Raw genomic sequence first — 22,909 nt, 5'->3', positions numbered from 1 at the left:
GATGACGTAAACTTTATTTTTAACCACAAAGGCACAAAAATTCTTATTTTAAATCTTTTAGCACATTTTAGAAGCGTAATGATACGCACTAAAAAGTTCACTAAAGGTGAAAATCTTAGATTTTCAAAACTTCTGAGTACTTCTTATCCGTGAAGCTGACGACCTTAAATAATTTAACAGTTCAACTCATTTGTGACTTTGTGGTGAGTTTTAAGGCAAGTCATTTATTTTTTCTCCCATTTTGATAAAAACCTTATCATTTTGACATGTTTTTTTGTGTAAAAAATCTGACCACAAGATTACAATACACTAAATATCAATACGTTAATCATATTTCACTTTCAACGGAATACCATTGGCATCATGATTTGAAAACATAGAAAAATGGACTTAAAAACTTTAAACAGACTTGACAAGCTCAGAAGATTAAAAAGCAAAGGACCGGAGACTCCGAAATGGCTGAAACCTTATCATCTGCTCTTTTTTGCTTTTTTAACCATTTTCATCTTTGGTGCCATCATCAAAATGCTAGAACACAATCCAAATTAAAATATCATATTATGAACTATTTACAGGCCGTAAAGGAAATCACTGACGTGGTTCCCGATTTTGAAAAAGAAGTAAAAGAAATCAGAATTCAAAACTCATACAGCATTATCCGCACCTTCACGGAGCGTATTAAAAATATGATCCGCCAGAATGACAGAAACCTGCTGTTCAGAAGTTTACAGAAAATGGACAAAATTTACACTAACGGAGATACGGTATTAAAAAATGCTATTGAAACTACCTTTATCTATTCTCTGGACAATTGTACTGCTTTCTGCAGTGAGGAATACAGAAAAGTGATTTTTAGTCATATTTCTGCCAACCTTCAGAAGGTGTATTCAAGACAAATTTACAGTCACGGTATATAACGGTTTTGTTACATTTTTCATCCGTTTCATTACAAAGTGTTTAAATTAAACAAAAATAAAAATAACTCACAATCAATAGATTATGAAAAATAAAATCAGAAGAATTTCAGACTGGAAAACCTGGAAAACCACGACTAATAAGCACAATACAGAGATATTACTCACTCACATCGCTGTAATTGTAGGAGTATTTATTTTTGCAGCCTGTCTTTAAATTTTGGTATACATTTCGCTGCAATACAAAGTGTTTGAAAAATTCTTAATTATGATGAAAGTACAAATGCAAACTATTAATCAAAAAATAGCTGTTGAATACTTAAAATTTTTCTATCCGCCACTTCGCAATGAAATCACACAGTTGTCTGTACAGGACAATTTCGCCGGAATCATGCAGGCTACCGTGAATTATCTGAAAAACCTGCTGCAGGAATCGAAGATCAATATTATTGCCCATCACATCAAGCTGATGGACTGGCTTTACAGAAACGGAAATTCCTATGTAAGAACCATGATTGAAAATCTGTTTGTAAGATCTTTTGAAAGTTTCAAAAAACACGCAAAGATCCAGCATTGGAAACTTCTTTATCAATATATGCCTGTAAGTTTCCAGATCATTTATAATGAACAGCAGAAACAGGATCAGATGTATTTTGGAAAATAAATTTTAAACAAAAGCGAAAAGGTGAACTCAATTTGCCTTTTCGCTTTTTATTTTTTCCGCTCTGTTAAAGGGAATTTCCAGCACATCTATTTCACCATCACGTGCGAAAACCCTATTTTTGTAAAAAAAATAACCATGAAATATCTTTTTTATGCTGCATTGATTTCGCTATCTCTGATCTCATGTGGAAATAATGACAATGTGATTGAAGATCCGAGACCGATTGAAAAAGAGGTGTACCAATTTGATTTCAAAAGTTATGCAGTAAAGGAAACTATTCTTTATAAAGGGACATCCGGGAGTAAGACTCTTCCTCAGGAATCTTTCTTGAACAGTTACTGGAGTACTTATCAACAACCGGCATGGAAGAAAATTGTTCTTGATCTTAAAAACAGTTCTATACAACTGATTGCCGGAAATTCTGCTGATGCTGTCTATAACATCAGAATCAACAACGATTCGGTATTGATTAATGATAAAGCTTCGAAGTGCAGGTATATAGGTGATTTTAATAAAAAGAGCTCCACTTTTACTTTAAAGAGAACATTGCAGTACATGAAACGTGAACCGAGAGATAACGGTAATGGCCTTACAATTGTTCAGAACGTATCTTTCGGTTTGACACAATATGACAATATGTTTGGAATCCTGTTTTCCACTCCTTCTGAAATGATAAAATCGGGAGACCAGGTTTTATGGAGTAATATTGAATATTATTATAAATAGCTGTAATCTGCAGGTTACCATACAAAACATTCCCCAAAATAGATTCATTTTGGGGGATTACTTTTCTTTGTCCTTTATTTTTATTTCTTCACAAACACTTTCTCTATTGTCTGTGCTTCTTCTTTACTCAATTTTGAAGATTTTTCGATCTTGGCAATGAAAGCAGTTACTTCCTCCGGTGTTGCCGGTGAGCCAAGATTCTCTCCTTTGGCATCAAAAGAATCAGCCAGAACTTCTCCCTTCGGGTTCAGAATCAGCCAGAAAGGAAGGCCTGCATTTTCACCTTTATACTTTTTCATCAACTCCTGTCCGCCCGGGTTTTCAAGGCTTTTTTTATCTCCTCTTTCCTGAACATCCACGTAAGCTGTGACAAATCTTTTATCAAAAATGGGTTTGGTCTCAGGAAGATCCATATTTTTCTCCATCATCTTGCACCATTTGCACCATGAAGCATGGAATACCAGTAAAACGTTTTTCTTATTAGCCTTAGCTTCCGTAAAAGCTTTATTTACTACAACATCTGCTTTTTCCTGAGCTGCGCCCAACTGAAATAATAACAGGGTTACAACGATAATAATTTTTGAATATTTCATTCTGAATTTTGTTTAAGTCTACACGAATTTAGGTATTTAATCGTTCAATTATTTTATTTAACTTTAAATATTATTATAAATAATGAGGAATAAATATTTTTATGGATTTTTAATCACTTTCAGTTACATAGGGTATAATGCCCAGGCTTCTGATAGGGTAAAAAAACTAGCACAGCCTTTAGACAATATCTCATATGCAGAGTCACCTAATATTGGAGTTGGAGGTGAAAAAAGCAAGATTTATAATCAATTTAAAAAAATTGCCAAAATAGCAAGTAATGATGAGCTCTATTATTATGCGATGAGTGGCAGCAATGCTTTAAAGGTTTATTCCGGTCAGGAATTATTTAAAAGAAATGATAAAAGATTCTTAGATATCTATACCTTCTATTCTAACAATCCTTTAATCATGAAATATACTCTAGGATGTGTCGGAGAAAATAAAAATATTTCAGAGTTGTTGAAAGATGAAGTATATTCAGCTCAGAATTTTATTTCATTACGGGATCAGTTATTAAAAAATAAAGATAAGCAAGATGAAATATCAAAATTACAATTAAGTCAAATCAAGGATCACGGCTATGGCAAACTTACAGAAGAAAATGTAAACTCAGTTAAAGAGCAGTTAGAAAAAATTGATCACGAAAAATCAAAATAAAATTTATCCGTTCAAGTTAATATTCAACTTTTAACAGATCAAACAATGATTGAAATAAGAAAATACTCCAATCAGGCAGGATATCCTGAACCGCGACGGGTCATCAGATACACCTTATTCTGGTGCAGTCATGGAAGCGCTGAAATCCTGATCGACGAAAATACTTTCATTCTGAAAACCGGTCAGACTGTAACCATTACATCAGGACAGTTTCATCAGTTAAAATCTGTTGAAGGAGAACTTACAGCCCTGGAATTTACCCTGGATTTTTTCTGTAAAAGCGACAGTGATATTGAGCTTATTTTCCACAACGGACTCTTTTGTCATTTCGGAATGAATGAAATGATCACCGTCCGGCATCCTGCATTTTTCACTGAAACCCTGAATACTATTGAAAAAGAGATTCAGGAACAGCCTTACCAATATCTGATCTCAACCCATTCACTGGTTGAATTATTGCTGGTAGAAATCAACCGCAGTAAAATTGCCAATGGTGATGAAATCTGGAAACCGGATGCTTTATTCTTAAAGTTCCTTGAAAGTGTAAGGGACCATTTTAAAAACAATTATCAGGTCTCAGACTTTGCTGATCTCCTCGGGACTACCGAAGCCAAACTGAATGAGGTTTCAAAACTTCATACCAACAAAACCGCACAGAATGTGATCTACAGCCTTACTATTTCTGAAGCCAAAAGACTTTTGATGTATGAAAAACTGACCGTAAAAGAAATTGCTTACAAACTTGGCTTCAATGATCCTTTTTATTTCTCGAATTTCTTTAAAAAACATACTTCACGCTCTCCCAAAGAGTATCAGAAAACAGTAAAGGAAATTTAAAGCAGCCGAAGGTTTTACCTCTAAAAAATAAACAGCTTTACAATAATTTCCTGGTTCCCTTCTCCCTTCTAAAATATTACATGCTTTTCCCGGAATTGTCTATTCTTTAGGCAACGGCTTTTGCTGAACTTTGTACTGTAATTAAAACCAAAAAAATTATAGGTATGAAAACGCAACAGGATATCGCCGTTTTTCTATTAAGAATAGCTCTGGCTTTCGGGTTTTTATCTGCAGTGGCAAGCAGACTGAGTTTTTGGGGAGCTCAATCTTCCGGCTGGAAAAAATTTGTGGACTATGCTGCTGAAACGAATTCATTTTTACCCCAATCCTGGGCGCCAGCTATTGCTGTATTATCTACTACAGCTGAACTTTCAATAGGAATTTTTCTGCTTTTGGGATATCAGTTAAAAAAAACAGCTTTGTGCGCCTCCATTCTTACTTTATTATTTGCTGTTGCCATGAGTATTTCTTACGGCATTAAAGAACCTCTGGATTATTCGGTTTTTGCATTCAGTGCCGGAGCATTTCTATTAAGTACTCTTTCCCGCTACAGATGGAGCTTAGACCAATTTTACATCAATAACAATTAAAATTTATATATCATGAACACCAACATCCACGATTACATCGTAAAAACAGAGCAAAAAGATTGGCAGCCTTTAATTGAAAAAGGGATTCATTATGAAGGTATTTTTGTAAAATCTTTAAAGTTTGATCCTGAAAAAAACCGCTCTACCAGCATTCTTTTAAAATTTGAGCCCGGAGCCAGCTATCCTTATCACAATCATCCTGCCGGAGAGGAATTATTTATCATGGAAGGTGATGCTACTATTGCCGGAGCCCAGCTTGAAAGAGGAGATTACCTGTATACTCCGCCAGGTTTTAAACATTCTGTAAAATCTGAGCATGGCTGTACCATTCTTTTTGTAGTACCGGAAGAAGTGGAAATTCTTTAGGACGATTACAAAGCCACAGTAAAATTTACTGTGGTTTTTTATTCGGAAAAAAAATCAGGATTACTGCTTCAAGACTGTTTTATCGGATGATACCGGTCTGAAATCAATTAATGTTTTTTTCTTTCTTATCATATCTACCAAAGTCTGTACTGAAAAAGTGAGAATAATATACAACACAATAAGTACAGCCACATACCCGATTTCATGCTGCCTATATCCGAAAACCCCTTTTCCCCAAGAGATTAATATCCACTGGATCATGTACATGGAAGTCAGGTTTCTGCTGCAGTATTTTAGTACTTTAATGACCTTATTTCCCTTACTCTTTGCGGTAAGATTATAAATGATCCACAGAAAAATTAATGTCCAGCCTGCAAAATAAACTACGCCTCCGGGACCCATATGATAAAAGCCATTGTAGTTGTATTCACTGTAGAAAAAAACCAAAGGAGCTCCAATGGCAGCAAATATCAATCCTACATACAGCATATTTCTGAACAGCTTTTTGCTGTCATAGTTCAGTTCCTGAAACCATTTGCCGAAAAACATTCCGATGATGATAAAAGACATCCAAGGAAATACAGGGAAATAGACGTAAGCCGGATAGTCATTATTAAAGAGAAGATCTAAAATATAATTAATGACAGGGTAATCTATATTAATTCCGCTTACTTCTCTGGATACCAGTGCTGCCAATAATCCTATAGCAAGAATAACATATTTATTTTTCACATATTCTCTGATAAAACCAACAAACAGCAATGACATCCCGGCCAGCTGTAAAATATCACCAAGCAATATCAGATAAACATATTGCTGTTCAATAGGTGCATTCCACCCATATTTCTGGATGAAATTATCAGGAGCAAAGCCAAAAAATACAGGAATCATAAATTTCATAAAATTCATGAACAAGCCTGCCAATACAAGTAAAATGCCTCGTTTTAATGCACTTTTAAGACTTTGGTGGCTGGAAGTCATAAAAGTAATCCCCATACAGATTAAAAATATTGAAGTTCCTCTTCCCAGAAAGACAATAAAACTTCCAATTGCTGTTTCATATTGTGATTTTACATTGGCATACACCAGTAAGGTATGTATAATGATCATTCCAATGACGCTTATGCCCTTTATTACATCCAGAGTGAGGATTCTTTTGTTTTGCTGTTCCATAGTTTTAGCTGAAATTTTAATTAAATGATTAAAATTATAGTCATATTTTTTGAAAATTATATTTATTTATTCTAAATAAAATCAAATATACAAATTAAAACTACATCAAATCATTCATTAATAAATTTTAATAAAACCATTAATATTCAGACGTTTAACACATTAATTTCAGTTCATTCCGGATAAAAGCCAGCCAGATACGAATCCCAATATCACATCCTAGACTGAAAACAGCATTATCTTTTGATTAAATAAAACGATTGATTCCAAGAAATCAAAAACTCTTCCGCCTGGAAGAGTTTTTATGACTTAGGTAGCACCGGAGGGAGCATTTTGTATTTGTAACTGTTCAGGGTTTTCAAAAATGCTACGATATCAAAAACTTCGTCGTCTGTCAGTTCCAGCTTTTTTATCATTCCGGATTTGTGAGGAAATTTAGAATCATTGACTTGTTTTCCTTTCGGAATTTCTTTTACCATTCCTGCATTGTACGTCATAACAACGTTCGCCAGCTCAGGAAAAAGTCCGTTATGCATATAAGGCTTGTTCTCAGCAACTTCTCTCAACGCAGGTGTTTTGAATTTTCCTATATCTTCATTTTTTCCAGTAACGAGATATCTCCCCAGATCTTCATATTGCGTTCCATAGTAAGTTAACCCCAGATTATGAAATTTCTGATCAGAGAAGTAGGGTGTATTATGACAATTGATGCAATTTGCCTTGGTTCGAAATAAATGAAGACCGTTGATTTCAGAATCTGTTAAAGCATCTTTCTTTCCACTAACAAATTGATCAAACCTTGAAGGCGGACTTACCAGAGAACGTTCGAATGTAGCAATAGCTTTTGAAATCTTCTCTTCTGTCACTTCTCCATTTCCGAACGCTTTTACAAAATAAGGTTTATATTCTTCAATCTTACCGATATTCTTTGCTGCCATTGACATATGAAGATTCATCTCTACCGGGTTTTCAATAGGTGCCTTCACCTGCTCTTCCAAAGTTGCGGCACGGCCGTCCCAAAAGAATGATTTAGCATATCCTATATTGATCAAAGAAGGTGCATTTCTGGTTCCGGCCTGTTTATTGTGCCCAACAGAAACCCTGCTTCCATCTGACCATGCTGTTTCCGGATTATGGCAGCTTGCACAAGAGATTTGTCCGCTTCCTGACAATCTCGGATCAAAGAATAGCATTTTTCCCAGTTCCATTTTATCTTCAGAATAGGGATTATCTTCAGGAAATTTCATCTCAGGCAAAGGCCCGATATCCTGAAAACCTTTTTTAGCTTCATCAAATAAATGAGGAACCGGCCACTTACTCTGATCTCCGCTGCTGTACAATGTACGAAGCTCTTCCACAGTATATCCTGCAGGATCATTAGAAGTATAACTTAGTAAGGATATGACTCCGGCAAGCGCCAGAAAAGCGATATATCTGTCTTTCATTTATTTCAATAAAATACTGAACTGTACAAAGATAGCTTTATTAACATACTTATTGCAAAGGTTTTCAGTACTGCCTATTAAAATATCAGATATAAAGGTCTTACATTACAGCTATAGTACCTGAAAAACATTCTGAAAATTAAATGCATAGGAAGAGGGACCATGGTCCTGTAAATATTCTAAGCGCTTCAATGCTTCATCAATACCCGGATATTCATCATTTTTAATCCACCACAATGCATAGTAAGCTTTTCCGTATTTTTGAAACCATTCTTTTCTTCTTCTCAGGAAATCAACATGAAATGTTTTATAAGTAAAATATTCCAGCGATTCTATATTTCTCCATACGGATAAATTAATGATAACCTGCTCATCGTTTAATGGATTAAAGCCTGTAGCATTGTTTTCATCATCTTTCAGCCTCCAGATAAAGCCATCACTTTCCTCTGCCAACTGGTTTACCGAATCAAGATGGTTTACAAACTCTTCCATTACAGGATCTTCAATGTTGGTTCCGATCATTCTGGCAACATTAATTTGTGCTAACTGATACATTTTTCTATTTTTATTATTCTGATTAATATTGTGTAAAAATAAATCCTGCACTATTAGCATGAAATAACTATCAATATAGATACTATTAAAAAATGAAAAAAGAATGTGAGATTTCCTATATCAATGTTGATCAAAAATCTTATCCATGCGCTGTAAGTTTCGTCATGGATCTCATTGGAGGAAGATGGAAAGGAGTTATTCTCTGTCATTTAAAGAATGGAGATAAAAGGTTTGGCGAGCTCAAGAAAGAGCTTTCTTTTATTACAGAAACCACCTTAAGTATTCAGTTGAGACAACTGGAAAGAGATCAGCTAATAACCCGGACAGTCTTCGGAACAAAACCTCCCGTGAAAGTTCTATACAGTCTGTCAGATATGGGCCTTTCATTTATTCCTTTACTGGATCATATCAATGATTGGGGGAAAATGATTCTGAAGGATAAAAAAGATACTTAAAATTTGCACAATACTTCTGATGTACAATGAATATCCTGTAAAATAAAACCCGGCAGCAAACTTTGTTTACTACCGGGTTGATTTATTATTAAATGTTAATATTTACATTTATTATTTTACTTCTTCGAAGTCTGCATCCTGTACATCTTCAGCTCCGGTGTTTCCACCAGGATTCTGGGCTCCTGCACCTGCATCTGCACCCGGCTGTTGACCAGCTGCATATAATTCTTCAGAAGCTGCCATCCATGCTGCATCTAACGCCTCAGTTTTAGCTTTTACGTCATCAGCATTTTTAGCTTCGAAAGCTGCTTTTAATTCTGTGTGAGCTGTTTCAATTGCCGCTTTTTTGTCAGCAGAAAGTTTCTCACCGAATTCTTTCAATTGTTTTTCAGTCTGGAAGATCAATCCGTCAGCTTTGTTGAAGATTTCAACTTCTTCTTTTTTCTTAGCATCTGCTGAAGCATTTTCCTGAGCTTCTTTTTTCATTCTTTCAATTTCTTCGTCAGAAAGACCTGAAGAAGCCTGGATTTTGATAGACTGCTCTTTACCAGTACCTTTATCTTTAGCAGATACGCTCAAGATACCGTTAGCATCAATATCAAAAGTTACTTCAATCTGAGGAACTCCTCTTGGTGCCGGCGGGATATCTGTAAGATCGAATCTACCGATTTCCTTGTTATCATTGAACATTGGTCTTTCACCCTGTCCTACTCTGATGCTTACAGCTGGCTGGTTGTCAGAAGCTGTAGAGAATACTTCAGATTTTTTAGTTGGGATTGTAGTGTTCGCTTCAATTAATTTAGTGAATACAGATCCCATTGTTTCGATTCCTAAAGAAAGCGGAGTAACATCAAGTAGTAATACATCTTTTACATCACCTGTCAATACACCTCCCTGGATAGCTGCACCAATTGCTACAACCTCATCCGGGTTCACTCCTTTAGATGGTTTTTTACCGAAGAATTTTTCTACTTCTTCCTGGATGATCGGGATTCTTGTAGAACCACCTACAAGGATTACTTCGTCAATATCAGAAGTTGATAAACCTGCATCTTTTAATGCTTTGGCAACAGGTTCCATAGATCTTCTTACAAGATCTGCTGATAATTGCTCGAATTTAGCTTTCGTTAAAGTCTTTACAAGGTGCTTAGGACCTGTAGCTGTAGCTGTGATATAAGGAAGGTTGATCTCAGTCTGAGGAGAAGAAGATAATTCAATTTTAGCTTTTTCAGCAGCTTCTTTCAATCTTTGAAGAGCAATGGCATCCGCTTTTAAATCTACTCCTTCTTCAGCTTTGAATTCATCAGCCATCCAATTGATGATCACATCATCAAAGTCATCACCCCCTAAGTGGGTATCACCGTTTGTAGATAATACTTCGAATACACCATCTCCCAAATCAAGGATAGAGATATCGAAAGTACCACCACCAAGGTCATATACTGCGATTTTCTGATCTTTATGGTTTTTATCAAGACCGTAAGCTAACGCTGCAGCTGTAGGCTCGTTGATAATTCTTTCTACTTTAAGACCGGCAATTTCACCAGCTTCTTTAGTAGCTTGTCTCTGTGCATCATTGAAGTATGCAGGAACAGTAATTACCGCTCTTGTTACTTCCTGTCCAAGATAATCTTCAGCAGTTTTCTTCATTTTCTGAAGAGTCATTGCTGAAATTTCCTGTGGTGTATATTCTCTATCGTCGATTTTTACTTTTACAGTATCATTTGGTCCTGCTACCACTTCATAAGGTACTCTTGAAATTTCCTGAGCATCTTCTTTAAAATGAGTTCCAATAAATCTTTTTATAGAGTATACTGTCTTCTTTGGATTCGTTACCGCCTGTCTTTTTGCAGGGTCACCAACTTTTCTTTCTCCATCTTCTGTAAAAGCTACGATAGAAGGAGTAGTTCTTTTACCTTCTGCGTTAGGAATAACAACAGGGTCTTTACCTTCCATTACAGCAACACAAGAGTTGGTTGTTCCTAAGTCAATTCCAATTATTTTACTCATAATATTTTATATTTTTTCTATTTTAAATTTAATTTACACTCTCAATTTCTCAATATCTGTACCATTTGAAGAATTATGACAAAATGACACAATAAAAATAAAAACCCCTTTATAATGGGGTTTTTGATATTGTATTCAGGAAAAAATATCATTTTTCTGAGCATAGATATGTCAACTTTAGTCTATTTAATCAAAGACTTTATTTGCTTTCTTTTAAAACCTGAATTAAAAAATACCCCAGATCCGGATCTACAGGATATATCTTTCCTGTATTAATGGAAACTCCCATTCCATTAGTTCCAAAACCAGCACCATCTAAACCCATGCCTGAAAAGCTGTAGAATTTATTAAACTGTTCCGGTTTCCATTTTGCCCAGACTGCCATTCCTGTAATCCCTCCTTTTACTATTTTCACTTCTTCATTTTCCTTTAGAGCTATAGTGGCAAACGTATTGTCTTTTACTTCTTTTTTCTCTCCGTTTACTTTAAATTTTGAAGTATTTCCGCCGTTTACAACAGGTTCTCCGATAATATAAATTTTATTCTTTTCAATCAGCGTACTTTGATATTTGATATTAGAATCCTGAATGTGGTAAGTATCCAATACCAGTTCAGATTCATTTTGGGAATCTCCTTCTTTAAAGCTCACAATGTGATAAGCATTTGCCCCTGAATTTTTTGCTTCATCAGCAATGGCTGTAAATAAATGTCCCAGATAGGTGTTCGGATAATGTGCTTTGTACTGCCCTACAAATGCAGATTTATAGTTTTCCTGATTCTGTAAGGGAATCATGAATTTCTGGGGTGATAAATTCTCCAGTTGTCCTTTTTTCAGAATCTCTACATACTGGCTATATATCAAACCAGATAGCTGCAGCAGAAGTATGGTTATTAATTTTTTCATGGTTAAAAGGTTTTTATGATTCCTTGAAATATTTCTCAAAAAAAATAAAACATCCTGGGTAACATCAGGCTATTCATGACATAAATATACTGAAAACCAATTACTTTATAATAAAACACGATAATTAAAAAGAATAATTCACTAAATCTTCAAAAATTAATCAAAGTTTAACCTAAGAAATAGAGAAAGAATCTTCACGAATTGTTATTTTTGATAAAATATACACATTCAGAATGTCATTACACTTTAATCCCAGAGATATTACATGGCTGGCCTTTAATGAAAGAGTTTTGCAGGAAGCCATGGACGAAAAAGTTCCCTTACATTTAAGAATACGTTTCCTTGGCATCTTCTCCAATAATCTGGATGAATTTTTCAGAGTGCGTGTTGCCGGATTAAAACGTGCTATGGATTTCAAAGAGAAAGTGATTGCTGAATCTTTCTACCAGCCACCATCTAAAATCCTTCAGCGAATCAATGAAGTAGTGATGAAACAACAGCTGAATTTTGATAAAACCTGGAAAAAAATCCAGGCCGAAATGGCTGATCATAAAGTTTTTATTAAAAATGCCAAAAACCTGACCGCAAAGCAGAAAGAGTTTGTCAGACAATATTTTGATGAAGTGGTAGAGTCCAATGTGATCCCGATTCTTCTTCATGAAAATACTCCTATGCCCTATTTACGGGACAAAAGTCTCTATCTGGGTGTAGCGATGAGAAAAAAAGACTGGCAGTACTCCAGCAATTATGCCATCATTGAAATTCCTTCCCGCTTTGTGGGACGTTTCGTATTGTTGCCAACAGAGGATCCGGAAGAAAAAAATGTAATGCTGCTGGAAGATGTAATTACTTTTAATCTTCCCCATATATTTTCTTATTTCGGGTATGATGAATTTGCCGCCAATGCTTTTAAAGTAACAAAAGATGCTGAGCTGGATCTGGATAATGACATCAGGACCAATTTTGCAGAAAAAATAGAAAAAGGACTTAAAAACCGAAGAAAAGGAAAGCCTACGCGTTTCGTGTTTGATAAAGATATGGATAAAGCCTTGCTGGAACTCCTGATCAGAAAACTGAATTTAACTAAGAAAGACAGTATCATCCCCGGAGGAAAAATCCACAATTTCAAGCACTTCATGGACTTCCCTGATGTTTTTGAGGCATATGAAAGACCTGTGGAAAGAACTTCTTTTACCCACCAGGCGTTTGAGCACGGAGAGAGAGTAACAGATGTTATCTTAAAAGAAGATGTTCTGCTTACATTCCCCTATCATAAATACAATCCGGTGATTGACCTTCTCCGTGAAGCGGCGATGGATCCGGACGTAAAATCAATACAGATTACGGCGTACCGCCTGGCGAGCAGCTCAAAGATCATTAATGCATTGATTTATGCTGCGAGAAATGGTAAGGAAGTAACCGTAATGCTGGAACTTCAGGCAAGATTTGATGAAGAGTCCAATCTTGAATGGAAAGATATGCTGGAACCGGAAGGAATTACTGTTCTGATAGGGCTTCCCAACAAAAAAGTGCATGCCAAGCTTTGTGTTATCAAGAAAAGAGCCCATAACAAAACCATTCAGTATGGCTTCGTAAGCACAGGGAATTTCAACGAAAAAACAGCAAGAATATATGGAGACCATCTGCTGATGACTGCCGACCGTGGCATCATGGCAGACATCAATAAAGTTTTCAATGTACTGAAAAAACCGAAAGATGATTACCTTCCGGTTTTGAAAACGTGTAAAAATTTATTAGTTTGTCCCCAGTTTATGCGTGAAAAGATTGTTCACCATATCGATAAAGAAATTGAGGAAGCCAAAGCAGGACGAAAAGCAGAAATCATCGTAAAAGTAAACTCAATGAGTGACCGTTCCCTGATTGAAAAAATATATGAAGCTGCAAAAGCCGGAGTGGTGACCAGAATGATCGTAAGAGGGATCTACTGTGCCGTCAATCAAAAGGAATTCAAAGAGAAGATAAAAGCCATCAGTATTGTAGATGAATACCTGGAACACGCCAGAGTTATGTATTTTTACAATAAAGGAGCAGAGGATATGTACATTTCTTCCGCAGACTGGATGACAAGGAACCTTGATTACAGAATTGAAGCGGCTGCTAAAATTACAGACAAAAACCTTAAGAAAGAATTAAAAGATATTCTTGATATTCAGCTTAGGGATAATGTAAAAGCCAGAATTTTAGACAAAAAGCTGAGTAATGAGTATGTAAGAAATGATAAAAAAGAGTGCCGTTCACAGATAGAAACCTATAAATATTTAAAAGCTAAAACAAGCAAAAAATGAAGATAGCAGCGATAGACATAGGGAGTAATGCAGCCCGCCTTCTTATCAATGAAGTAAAGATCAATAACAGGAAACCTGAATTCATTAAACTGAACCTTCTCAGAATTCCTCTGAGACTGGGAATGGATGTTTTTACCATTGGGAAGATTGGTCCGGAAAGAGAAAAAATGGTCATTGATTCTATGAAAATCTTCAGTGACCTGATGAAAATATACAAAGTAGATCATTACAGAGCCTGTGCTACCAGTGCAATGCGTGATGCTTCCAACGGCAATGAAATCATCAGCCAGGTAAAAGAAACATCCGGAATCAATATCGAAATCATCTCCGGTGACGAAGAAGCAACCCTGATCTACGAAAATCATGTTGCAGAAGGTCTTGATAAAGAATTTGCCTATTTATACATTGATGTCGGTGGTGGTTCTACCGAACTTACCTTTTACGAAAACGGTAAAATGGTGTATGAAAAATCTTTTAATATCGGGACCATCCGTCTCCTTAACAACCTTGTGACAATGGATAACTGGAAGGAGATGAAGGATGAGATCAAGAAAAATATCGTCAGCAAAAAACCTATTGTTGCTATCGGGTCAGGGGGAAACATCAACAAAGTATTCTCCATGAGCAAAACCAAAGACGGAAAGCCGATGTCTCTGTCTCACCTGAAAAAAACGTATAAAGAGTTTAATGAGCTCTCTGTAGAAGAAAGAATGACAAAATACAACCTGAGAGAAGACCGTGCCGATGTTTTGGTACATGCTCTGGGTATTTTCAACAATGTCATGTCCTGGTCTGACATCAGCAGAATTTTTGTTCCAAAGATCTCGGTAGCAGACGGATTGATTCATAATATTTACAGTCAGCTGCAGCATAAAAAATAACAATTTACGACATATTGAAAGCCAGCCATTTTTGAGCTGGCTTTTATTTTCAGAGACTGTTTATTCCTAATTCCTTTGTCATTGCGAGGAGCAACGCGACGAAGCAATCTCTTTTCTCATATTAAGCTTTGGCTAAAGCCAATAGAAGGCAGCTCATTTGTTAAGGCTGTCTAAAGCCCACCCCTATTGAATTCAGATATTTAAGGAATATCTTTTTACTTTTTACTTTTTACTTTTTACTTTTTATCTAAATTTTTAAAGTAAAACCTCATCCCCATCCGTCATACCAATATCAATAGCAAAACAATGAACCCAATCAAAATAATTCTTACAGGTGCTACAGGAATGGTAGGTGAAGGTGTTTTAATGGAATGCCTTGACAACCCCGGCGTTTCTGAAATATTAAGCATAAGCCGGAAGCCGTCAGGAAAAAAGCATCCCAAACTGAAAGAATACCTTGTTCCTGACTTCCTGACAATAGATCTTCAGGATGAAAAACTGAAAGGATATGACGCCTGTTTTTTCTGTGCAGGAATCAGCAGTATAGGGATTAATGAAGAAGATTACACTAAAATCACCTACGATACCACTCTGCATTTTGCAAAAGCGGTGCTGAACCAAAATCCTGAAATGGTTTTCAGCTATGTCTCAGGAGCAAGTACAGACAGCACGGAAAGCGGAAAGCTGATGTGGGCGCGTGTAAAAGGCAGAACAGAGAATGCTTTGAAAAAAATGAATTTTAAGGGCGCTTATAATTTCCGTCCCGGATTTATGAAACCCGTTGAAGGTCAATCCAATGTAAAATGGTTTTTTAAACCTTTTATTTGGATTTTTCCTGTATTTTTTCAATCAAAATCCTTAACTTTACAGGAAGTGGGTAGAGCAATGATCAATGTGACACAAAAAGGATACCCTACATCTACTTTAGAAATTAGAGATATTAAAAATTTAGCGATATGAGAGACATGTTAAAAAGAATTGTTCTGGTTATTTTTGTACTCTTGCTTGTAACTGCCGTTTCAGGATATTTCTATATGCAGAAACATCCTCTGGAAGGAAATAAATCAGGAAAGATTTTAAATTTCTCAGGCAAATCAGGAAAATAGCTGAATTATAAAAATAATCTTTGAATATAATTTATCTTTTATCGGAACAGACCTATTTTTTTAACATTTCTTAAAATTCCATTAAAATAGTTGCGAAACATAAAGTTCATTTTTGCATTTATCTAACAAAAGCAAAAAATGATCAACAACTACTTACTCAAAGGGTCTGTAATTGCCGCATTCTTTTTTCAGAGCGGCCTTTTCGGACAGACATTGATTCATTACTGGAATTTTAATAATAATACTTCTGCTGCAGCTATTACCACACCGTCTTCCACCTTGGTGAACGCTTCCCTTGCTGCTATAGCGGGAGGTACCAGTGTCATTGATTTTACTGGTGGTACCGGCCAGAATTTTAGTTTGCAGAATTTAAATGCAAGAAACGGTGATGCATCCGGCACCCATTTAAGGTTCAACAATCCGATTGGTGGAGCTTTACAGTTTAATTTACCTACAACAGGATACAATAATATTATTGTTAAATTTACCACCAGAAGATCTGCACAGGGAGCAGGAACACAGACATGGTCTTATTCAACGGACGGAACTACGTTTGTACCATTCCAGACTGTAAATCCTCAGGATAATGATCCACAACTGATCACCCTGGATTTTTCTGCCATTCAGGGAGCTAACAACAATCCTGATTTTAAATTAAAGGTTGAATTCTCCGCAACAGGAGGCGGAACCGGAGGAAATAACCGTTTTGATAACTTTACGGTAGATGCTACTCCTGCAGGAGGTGTTGATACCACGCCGCCAACAGTTACTTATCTTCCGGCCAACAATACCAACAATGCTTCAACTACTGTAAATCCAACGTTATCTTTTAACGAAAATATAAGGTTAACAGATAATTCCGCAATCAACGATTCCAATGCACAAAACCTCATAGATTTCCGTCTTGGAAATGCTTCGGGAGCCCAGGTCCCTTTTACTACAACTTTCAGCAACAATACGATTACAGTAATCCCAACTTCCGGAATGGTGCCGGGCCAGACTTATTACCTGGCGCTGAAACCGAATACGGTGGAAGACTTCAGTGATAATGGAATTACAGCCGTTACTTCCAGCACATTTACTACTGCAGGAACAACAATTTCTCTGGAAAAGAATTTCATTAAAGTCAATGAGAATACAGGAAATCTTGCATTTAAAATCAATATTAACAATCCTTCGGCATCCACTGTAAATCTGGTTGTAAAACCGGCACCTTTCAGTACGGCTGATGCCAATGATTTTACTTTAGCCAATCAAACCATTAATATTACTCCAGCTACAACGAGCTACACTGTTAATATCCCGATTATTAATGATACATTGGCAGAACAGGAAGCCGAGTATTTTGTGGTAAGCCTTGAAAATCCTGTCGGAGCAACAATTTCAGGGGATAACTCTGCAACCGTTTATATTATCGATAATGATAAACCGGCACCGGCTCCTTCGCATCAGATCCAGCTCAATTATCTTGGAAGTTTTGATCCTTCGGGAAACAATAACAGCTCTACGGAAATTGTGGTGCATGATGCAACCACACAACGTTTATTCACAATCAGTTCCATTACGGATGTTTTTGACATTATCGATTTCAGTAATCCGGAAATGCTGTCTGTAGTAAAAACCGTCAACATGGCTCCGTATGGCGGAATTACAAGTATTGCCGTAAAAAACGGAATTATCGCAGCCGCTTCTCCGAATACAGACCCTCAGCAAAACGGTTCTGTAGTATTCTTTGATATTAACGGAAACTTCCTGAAACAGGTAACCGTGGGAGCTTTACCAGACATGATCACATTCTCCCCCGACGGAACAAAAGTCGTTACTGCAAACGAAGGCGAGCCTAATGACGCATACACGGTAGATCCTGAAGGAACAATCAGTATTATTGATATTTCAGGAGGAATTGCAAATCTTACTCAAACCAATGTGACAACGCTTAATTTCAACAGTTTTGATTCTCAACTGACAGCATTAACCGCAACCGGTTTAAGAAAAGTAAGAACCAACAATACGCTTTCCCAGGATCTGGAGCCGGAATATGTTACCATCAGTGCAGACAGCCAGAAAGCGTGGGTAACCCTTCAGGAAAATAATGCCATTGCTGAGATTAATCTGGTTACAAAAACCATCACGGGAATCTGGGGAATGGGTAAAAAAGATATGAGCCTGCCGGGTAATGGTTTTGATGCTTCTGACAATAACGGTGAGGTAGTTATTGCCAACTGGCCGGTAAAAGCCTATTACGTTCCTGATGCCGTGCAGAATTATAAGGTAGGAAATACCAATTATATTGTAACAGCCAATGAAGGAGATGAAAAAGACCTTTCCGGCTTCAGTGAAAGAACTACTGTGGGTGCAAACAGTTATATTTTAGATCCTGCACTGTTCCCGAATTCAGCAATTTTAAAAGCTTCACATAACCTGGGAAGATTCAGGGTTTCATCTGCTACGGGAAATACGGATGGAGATGCAGAGTTTGAAGAAATAGCAGCTTTAGGAGCACGCTCATTCTCTATTTTCAATGCAGACACCAAGCAGATTGTATATGACAGCGGAGATCAGTTTGAAAGGTATATTGCAGCCAATCATCCTTTAATTTTCAATGCGGATAATGAGTCGAACACAGTTAAAAACAGAAGCCGTGCAAAAGGTCCTGAACCGGAGGGTGTGGCACTAGGAAAGATCAACGGACAGACTTACGCTTTCATCACACTGGAAAGAACCGGCGGTGTTATGGTATATAATATCACAGATCCTAACAGCCCTACTTTCACTGATTATAAGCATTCCCGCTCTACATCAGCTTACGGAGGTGATAATGGTCCTGAAGGAATTATCTACATTGCCCCTGAAAATACAACAACCAATAAGGGCTACGTGATTGTTGCCAATGAAATCAGTGGTACCCTGTCTACGTTTGAGGTAGTTACACCGGCAACACTTGGCACCGGTGAAATAAAAGCTGAGCAGGCGACATTCAATGTATCCCCTAATCCTGTGAATAAGGGAAATACGCTTTATTTCAATAGAAAACAGGATTACGAATTGTATGATATGTCCGGAAAACTTATTGGAAAGGAAAAAAATGCTTTAACAATAAGTACTTCCAATCTGTCCACAGGTGTTTATCTTGTAAAAACGTCTGAAGGACAAGCCAAAAGAGTCATTGTAAAGTAATATCAATCATAATATATCATTCTATCTAAGGCTCCGGATTTCCGGAGCTTTTTGTTATTGGAATCTGCAATATACTGTATGAAGACTCTTATTTAAGATGATTTAACTTTCGAAATGCCTGAAGGAAGCTTTTTATATCTATATTTAACCCAACAAAAACCAAATTCACAATGAAAAATATTAAAACTGCAGGGATTCTTGCTTTTCTGTTATTAGGAACAGGTACAGCTTTCTCACAATCCAGAAAAACAGAATCTACAAAAGGAATAGAAAAAACAGACAATGATAAGATTGTACAGGTAGAGGGTATAGATCACAAGCTGAACTATACACTTAACGGAGGAAATGCTGAAGTACAGGGAGGCGGTAATACCGTAACAATTAAAGGAAGTGCAAAAAGGATTGCTGTTTCAGGGACAGGTAACAAAGTATACATTGATAAGGTGGATAAAGTAACCCTAGAAGGTGCCGATAACACAGTATACTACAAAACATCAGGGACAAAATCAGGAAGACCGGATATTTCCAGTACAGGAGTAGGAAATAAGGTTGTAAAACAATAATTTTTTAGATAGACTATTTGCATGTTTGGATTTGCACTAGATACAGGAAATACTCCTGAAATTATCTCATTAATAGATCAGGTATACAATATTGAAGGTTCTAACGGTATTGCTTATAAAAAAGTCAGACTGGTTAATGTTCATGATATTCCTGCTCTTATTTCTGTTGTCGAAAATGCATCTAAAATGTATCTGAACAATGGCTTTATTTATAGACTTGATCAACAAAAAAAGATTTTATCTGGAACTTTTATCAAATGATATAAAAATAAGTAAATCAAAAAGAAGTATTATTTTAACAGGTTTTGTCTGGACTAACTCAAAAGGATATCAAAAAGCCTTGGATATGAAACTTAATAATGAAATTAATAAAAAGCATATCTGGAAAAATTTCAGGAAAGATGAACTGCAGGGATGGCTTGTTCATGCTTTACATTCGACTCAACCTGAAATCAACAGGGAAAATATCAATATTCAGATTGATGGAAATGATTTCCATAGCTTAGATGGCTTTTTCTGTACACTGGGAGAAGAAATCAATGGAGTTTCTGGATATTTCGGACGCAATCTATATGCTTTGTATGATTGCCTCCGGGGAGATTTCGGAGTAAAATCCATTTCGGAACTCAATTGGATCAATCATAAAAGAAGTAAAACAATCCTGAAAACAAAATTTAACCAAATCGTTGAGATTTTTGAAAATTATAATATCAAAGTTCTCCTGAACTGATTTTATCATCGGAGACCTGACGGGTTTTAAAAACCCGTCAGGTTTGGTTAAGCTTAGTGGGCCAAACGTATTGTATATTCAAATAAAAAGACAGGCCTTAAAAAGCCCGTCTTTTTAAAATATCTCAGATATAATTATTCTACGTTGATTACCTTTTCTATTTCCGGGGCATGTTGTTTAATTGTATTCTCCACACCCAGCTTTAAGGTTGAAAAATTCAATGAACACCCGGAACAGTTACCTAAAAGTTTCACAAACACCTGATTATCTTTCACATCAATAAGCTCAATATCACCTCCGTCTTTATTCAAAAACGGTCTGATGCTTTCCAGAGCTTCCATTACTCTTGTTACTGTATCTTCGTGCGTTATGTTTGTTTCCATATTTTTCAGTTCAATTCGGTTTTTTTCAAATTTTATTGAAATTATTATTTTGCTTTTGGCGAGCATCCCGCCATTGTGGAAATCTTCACCGCTTCAGTAGGTGGAAGGTTTTTATTTCTTTCCACTAAGCTTTCAACCATCTTTCTGGCAGTTTCTGTGTAGATTTCTTCAATTTTAGATCCCTCCTGAAGTGCTGCCGGTCTTCCAACATCTCCTGCTTCTCTGATGCTCTGGATCAACGGAATCTCTCCCAATACAGGAATTCCAAGATCTTCGGCCAAATATTGTGCTCCCTGGTTTCCAAAGATATAATATTTATTGTCAGGAAGTTCTTCTGGTGTAAAATACGCCATATTTTCGATCAGACCAAGCACCGGAATGTTAATGCTTTCCATCTGGAACATTGCAATACCTTTTCTTACATCTGCCAGTGCAACATGCTGAGGTGTACTTACAATCACCGCCCCTGTTACCGGTACTTCCTGAATAATGGATAAGTGAATGTCACCTGTTCCCGGAGGAAGATCAATTAACAGAAAATCCAGTTCTCCCCATGCGGCATCTCTGATCATCTGGTTTAATGCTTTTGAAGCCATTGGCCCTCTCCACACTACTGCCTGATTAGCTCCTGAAAAATATCCTATTGAAAGCATTTTTACCCCATAATTCTCGATAGGTTTCATCAGGTTTTTACCATTAACTTCTACAGAAATTGGTTTCTCGCCTTCTGTATCAAACATGGTAGGCACCGAAGGACCATAGATATCGGCATCCAGTAATCCTACTTTAAAGCCCATTTTAGCTAACGTTACTGCCATATTTGCAGAAACTGTAGATTTTCCTACCCCTCCTTTACCGGAAGCAATAGCGATAATATTTTGAATCCCGGGAATTTGTTTTCCTTTGATCTGACTTTGCTGAATTTCACTAGGCTCCGGAGAAACTATTTTAAGTTTTAAATGAACGTTTTCTCCAAACTCGCTGGCAAAGGCCTGTTTCATGGCAGCTTCCAGCTTTTTCTTTTCGTGCATTGCAGGTGAATGAGCAGTCATGTCAATATACACATCATCACCCATAATCTGAAGATTATTCACCAAATCGTCTACTTCTATTTCTTTAAGGAATTCCTGAACCTTTTCTTTCGTCAACATATAAATATAAATTGTTTACAAATTTACGCATTTTTTTCGGTAATTTAGAATCAATAAAATCTATAATATCAGGTGATAAATCAGATCGTTAAAAATTTTTTATTCCTGTTTTATGTCTTGATACCACACCAACCTTCAGTAAATTATTGATATGAAAATAACTTCTTATCCTTCCAAATATGCACAGCCAAAAGGGATTTTCACCGTTGGAAAAACAAAATTCAAGTGGTATGACCTGGCCAGTGATCCTGCTGAAATTTCCCAACAGGACATTGATAATGCCCAAAAATGTATTGACAATGCCGAAGAAAACTTTAAAAACATTGATGATCTCGGATTTGTTATTATGCACCGTTGCGGAAAAAACTATCTTTTGCTGGTCTGCACATGGCGAAGTGAAAATGAATTGTGGGAAAGCGTATATTATGACGGTTCCGGACAATTTGAAGTATGGGACAGAAACAAAACCCATCTGCCAACGTACTGTGTATGGGGAATGGGTATTGTCTATCATGAATCCCAGTCCTGGAAAAAATATCTGGGTTCCGGACGGGAAGAAAAAGACAAAGAGACGTACCTCAGGGATTTCTTTGAAGGAGAAGTGTAAATATTTTGCATTGTTATTCCGGCTAAGCAAGAATTTCTTCTTATAATGAGATTCTTCATTTCCGTTTCATTCAGAATGACTTGAGTCTTAAGAAAGAGTTTAAGTATTAGAATGC

Annotated in this window: 27 protein-coding genes; 19 read left to right on the top strand and 8 right to left on the bottom strand. The window is 36.5% G+C overall.

Annotation, left to right across the window (positions count from 1 at the left end):
* Positions 1–384: 384 nt before the first annotated feature.
* The 5 genes from ACE3RB_RS08645 (at position 385) to ACE3RB_RS08625 (ending at position 2,304) form a co-directional block, all read left to right on the top strand.
* Positions 385–549 (top strand): hypothetical protein, encoded by a 165-nt coding sequence (locus ACE3RB_RS08645; protein ID WP_241676876.1) that lies wholly within the window; start codon positions 385–387, stop codon positions 547–549.
* An 11-nt stretch (positions 550–560) separates the two neighbouring features.
* Positions 561–917, top strand: coding sequence for a hypothetical protein (locus ACE3RB_RS08640; RefSeq protein ID WP_374463856.1), 357 nt, complete (start codon positions 561–563; stop codon positions 915–917).
* Between the two features lie 82 nt (positions 918–999).
* On the top strand, positions 1,000–1,131 hold the full coding sequence (locus ACE3RB_RS08635) for a hypothetical protein (protein ID WP_332385154.1): 132 nt from the start codon (positions 1,000–1,002) through the stop codon (positions 1,129–1,131).
* 51 nt (positions 1,132–1,182) lie between these two features.
* Positions 1,183–1,578 (top strand): hypothetical protein, encoded by a 396-nt coding sequence (locus ACE3RB_RS08630; protein WP_002977403.1) that lies wholly within the window; start codon positions 1,183–1,185, stop codon positions 1,576–1,578.
* 135 nt (positions 1,579–1,713) lie between these two features.
* Positions 1,714–2,304: a hypothetical protein gene (locus tag ACE3RB_RS08625; RefSeq protein WP_374463855.1), complete on the top strand. Its 591-nt coding sequence runs from the start codon at positions 1,714–1,716 to the stop codon at positions 2,302–2,304.
* An 80-nt stretch (positions 2,305–2,384) separates the two neighbouring features.
* Here ACE3RB_RS08625 and ACE3RB_RS08620 read toward each other — a convergent pair whose 3' ends face one another.
* Positions 2,385–2,897 (bottom strand): thioredoxin family protein, encoded by a 513-nt coding sequence (locus ACE3RB_RS08620; RefSeq protein WP_374463854.1) that lies wholly within the window; start codon positions 2,895–2,897, stop codon positions 2,385–2,387.
* An 82-nt stretch (positions 2,898–2,979) separates the two neighbouring features.
* Between ACE3RB_RS08620 and ACE3RB_RS08615 the strand changes: the two genes are divergently transcribed.
* The 4 genes from ACE3RB_RS08615 (at position 2,980) to ACE3RB_RS08600 (ending at position 5,348) form a co-directional block, all read left to right on the top strand.
* Positions 2,980–3,555: a hypothetical protein gene (locus tag ACE3RB_RS08615; protein ID WP_374463853.1), complete on the top strand. Its 576-nt coding sequence runs from the start codon at positions 2,980–2,982 to the stop codon at positions 3,553–3,555.
* A gap of 45 nt (positions 3,556–3,600) precedes the next feature.
* Positions 3,601–4,392 carry an AraC family transcriptional regulator gene (locus tag ACE3RB_RS08610; RefSeq protein ID WP_374463852.1) on the top strand — a complete coding sequence of 264 codons (792 nt, stop codon included), beginning with the start codon at positions 3,601–3,603 and terminating at the stop codon, positions 4,390–4,392.
* A gap of 164 nt (positions 4,393–4,556) precedes the next feature.
* Complete coding sequence (locus ACE3RB_RS08605; protein ID WP_374463851.1) at positions 4,557–4,982, top strand: DoxX family membrane protein; 426 nt, start codon at positions 4,557–4,559, stop codon at positions 4,980–4,982.
* A 12-nt stretch (positions 4,983–4,994) separates the two neighbouring features.
* Complete coding sequence (locus ACE3RB_RS08600; RefSeq protein ID WP_374463850.1) at positions 4,995–5,348, top strand: cupin domain-containing protein; 354 nt, start codon at positions 4,995–4,997, stop codon at positions 5,346–5,348.
* Positions 5,349–5,408: 60 nt separating this feature from the next.
* Here the strand turns inward: ACE3RB_RS08600 and ACE3RB_RS08595 are convergent, their stop codons facing one another.
* The 3 genes from ACE3RB_RS08595 to ACE3RB_RS08585 form a co-directional block, all read right to left on the bottom strand.
* Positions 5,409–6,521, bottom strand: coding sequence for a heparan-alpha-glucosaminide N-acetyltransferase domain-containing protein (locus ACE3RB_RS08595; RefSeq protein WP_374463849.1), 1,113 nt, complete (start codon positions 6,519–6,521; stop codon positions 5,409–5,411).
* Between the two features lie 302 nt (positions 6,522–6,823).
* On the bottom strand, positions 6,824–7,966 hold the full coding sequence (locus ACE3RB_RS08590; RefSeq protein ID WP_374463848.1) for a cytochrome-c peroxidase: 1,143 nt from the start codon (positions 7,964–7,966) through the stop codon (positions 6,824–6,826).
* A gap of 111 nt (positions 7,967–8,077) precedes the next feature.
* The gene (locus tag ACE3RB_RS08585) at positions 8,078–8,521 is read right to left on the bottom strand and encodes a DUF3291 domain-containing protein (protein ID WP_374463847.1); all 444 of its coding nucleotides are present in this window, start codon (positions 8,519–8,521) and stop codon (positions 8,078–8,080) included.
* Between the two features lie 92 nt (positions 8,522–8,613).
* Between ACE3RB_RS08585 and ACE3RB_RS08580 the strand changes: the two genes are divergently transcribed.
* The gene (locus tag ACE3RB_RS08580; protein ID WP_374463846.1) at positions 8,614–8,976 is read left to right on the top strand and encodes a winged helix-turn-helix transcriptional regulator; all 363 of its coding nucleotides are present in this window, start codon (positions 8,614–8,616) and stop codon (positions 8,974–8,976) included.
* A 111-nt stretch (positions 8,977–9,087) separates the two neighbouring features.
* Here the strand turns inward: ACE3RB_RS08580 and dnaK are convergent, their stop codons facing one another.
* The gene (dnaK, locus tag ACE3RB_RS08575; protein ID WP_374463845.1) at positions 9,088–10,986 is read right to left on the bottom strand and encodes a molecular chaperone DnaK; all 1,899 of its coding nucleotides are present in this window, start codon (positions 10,984–10,986) and stop codon (positions 9,088–9,090) included.
* A gap of 199 nt (positions 10,987–11,185) precedes the next feature.
* Positions 11,186–11,890 carry a hypothetical protein gene (locus tag ACE3RB_RS08570; protein WP_374463844.1) on the bottom strand — a complete coding sequence of 235 codons (705 nt, stop codon included), beginning with the start codon at positions 11,888–11,890 and terminating at the stop codon, positions 11,186–11,188.
* Positions 11,891–12,123: 233 nt separating this feature from the next.
* Here ACE3RB_RS08570 and ppk1 point away from each other — a divergent pair, with 233 nt between their 5' ends.
* From ppk1 to ACE3RB_RS08530, 8 genes are all read left to right on the top strand, one after another.
* Positions 12,124–14,196: a polyphosphate kinase 1 gene (ppk1, locus tag ACE3RB_RS08565; protein WP_374463843.1), complete on the top strand. Its 2,073-nt coding sequence runs from the start codon at positions 12,124–12,126 to the stop codon at positions 14,194–14,196.
* A complete protein-coding gene (locus tag ACE3RB_RS08560; RefSeq protein ID WP_374463842.1) occupies positions 14,193–15,077 on the top strand; it encodes an exopolyphosphatase in 885 nt (294 codons plus the stop codon). Before ppk1 ends, ACE3RB_RS08560 begins: the two co-directional genes overlap by 4 nt.
* 306 nt (positions 15,078–15,383) lie before the next feature.
* Positions 15,384–16,037 carry an NAD-dependent epimerase/dehydratase family protein gene (locus ACE3RB_RS08555; protein ID WP_374463841.1) on the top strand — a complete coding sequence of 218 codons (654 nt, stop codon included), beginning with the start codon at positions 15,384–15,386 and terminating at the stop codon, positions 16,035–16,037.
* Positions 16,034–16,183, top strand: a complete 150-nt coding sequence (locus ACE3RB_RS08550; protein ID WP_172617085.1) for a hypothetical protein — start codon at positions 16,034–16,036, stop codon at positions 16,181–16,183. Before ACE3RB_RS08555 ends, ACE3RB_RS08550 begins: the two co-directional genes overlap by 4 nt.
* 138 nt (positions 16,184–16,321) lie before the next feature.
* On the top strand, positions 16,322–19,360 hold the full coding sequence (locus ACE3RB_RS08545) for a choice-of-anchor I family protein (protein WP_374463840.1): 3,039 nt from the start codon (positions 16,322–16,324) through the stop codon (positions 19,358–19,360).
* A gap of 170 nt (positions 19,361–19,530) precedes the next feature.
* Entirely contained in the window at positions 19,531–19,923 is a 393-nt protein-coding gene (locus ACE3RB_RS08540; protein ID WP_374463839.1) for a DUF3060 domain-containing protein, read from the top strand.
* 21 nt (positions 19,924–19,944) lie between these two features.
* Positions 19,945–20,184, top strand: coding sequence for a hypothetical protein (locus ACE3RB_RS08535; protein WP_374463838.1), 240 nt, complete (start codon positions 19,945–19,947; stop codon positions 20,182–20,184).
* A gap of 85 nt (positions 20,185–20,269) precedes the next feature.
* The gene (locus tag ACE3RB_RS08530; RefSeq protein ID WP_374463837.1) at positions 20,270–20,653 is read left to right on the top strand and encodes a barstar family protein; all 384 of its coding nucleotides are present in this window, start codon (positions 20,270–20,272) and stop codon (positions 20,651–20,653) included.
* Between the two features lie 134 nt (positions 20,654–20,787).
* Here the strand turns inward: ACE3RB_RS08530 and ACE3RB_RS08525 are convergent, their stop codons facing one another.
* Positions 20,788–21,036, bottom strand: a complete 249-nt coding sequence (locus tag ACE3RB_RS08525) for a NifU family protein (protein WP_002977212.1) — start codon at positions 21,034–21,036, stop codon at positions 20,788–20,790.
* A gap of 44 nt (positions 21,037–21,080) precedes the next feature.
* Positions 21,081–22,187, bottom strand: coding sequence for an Mrp/NBP35 family ATP-binding protein (locus ACE3RB_RS08520; protein WP_002977210.1), 1,107 nt, complete (start codon positions 22,185–22,187; stop codon positions 21,081–21,083).
* Between the two features lie 151 nt (positions 22,188–22,338).
* Here ACE3RB_RS08520 and ACE3RB_RS08515 point away from each other — a divergent pair, with 151 nt between their 5' ends.
* Positions 22,339–22,794: a hypothetical protein gene (locus ACE3RB_RS08515; protein WP_374463836.1), complete on the top strand. Its 456-nt coding sequence runs from the start codon at positions 22,339–22,341 to the stop codon at positions 22,792–22,794.
* The last annotated feature ends 115 nt before the right edge of the window (positions 22,795–22,909 follow it).

This window comes from Chryseobacterium sp. (assembly GCF_041914225.1).
GTDB lineage: Bacteria > Bacteroidota > Bacteroidia > Flavobacteriales > Weeksellaceae > Chryseobacterium.
This window is presented reverse-complemented; position numbering and strand designations above follow the sequence as displayed.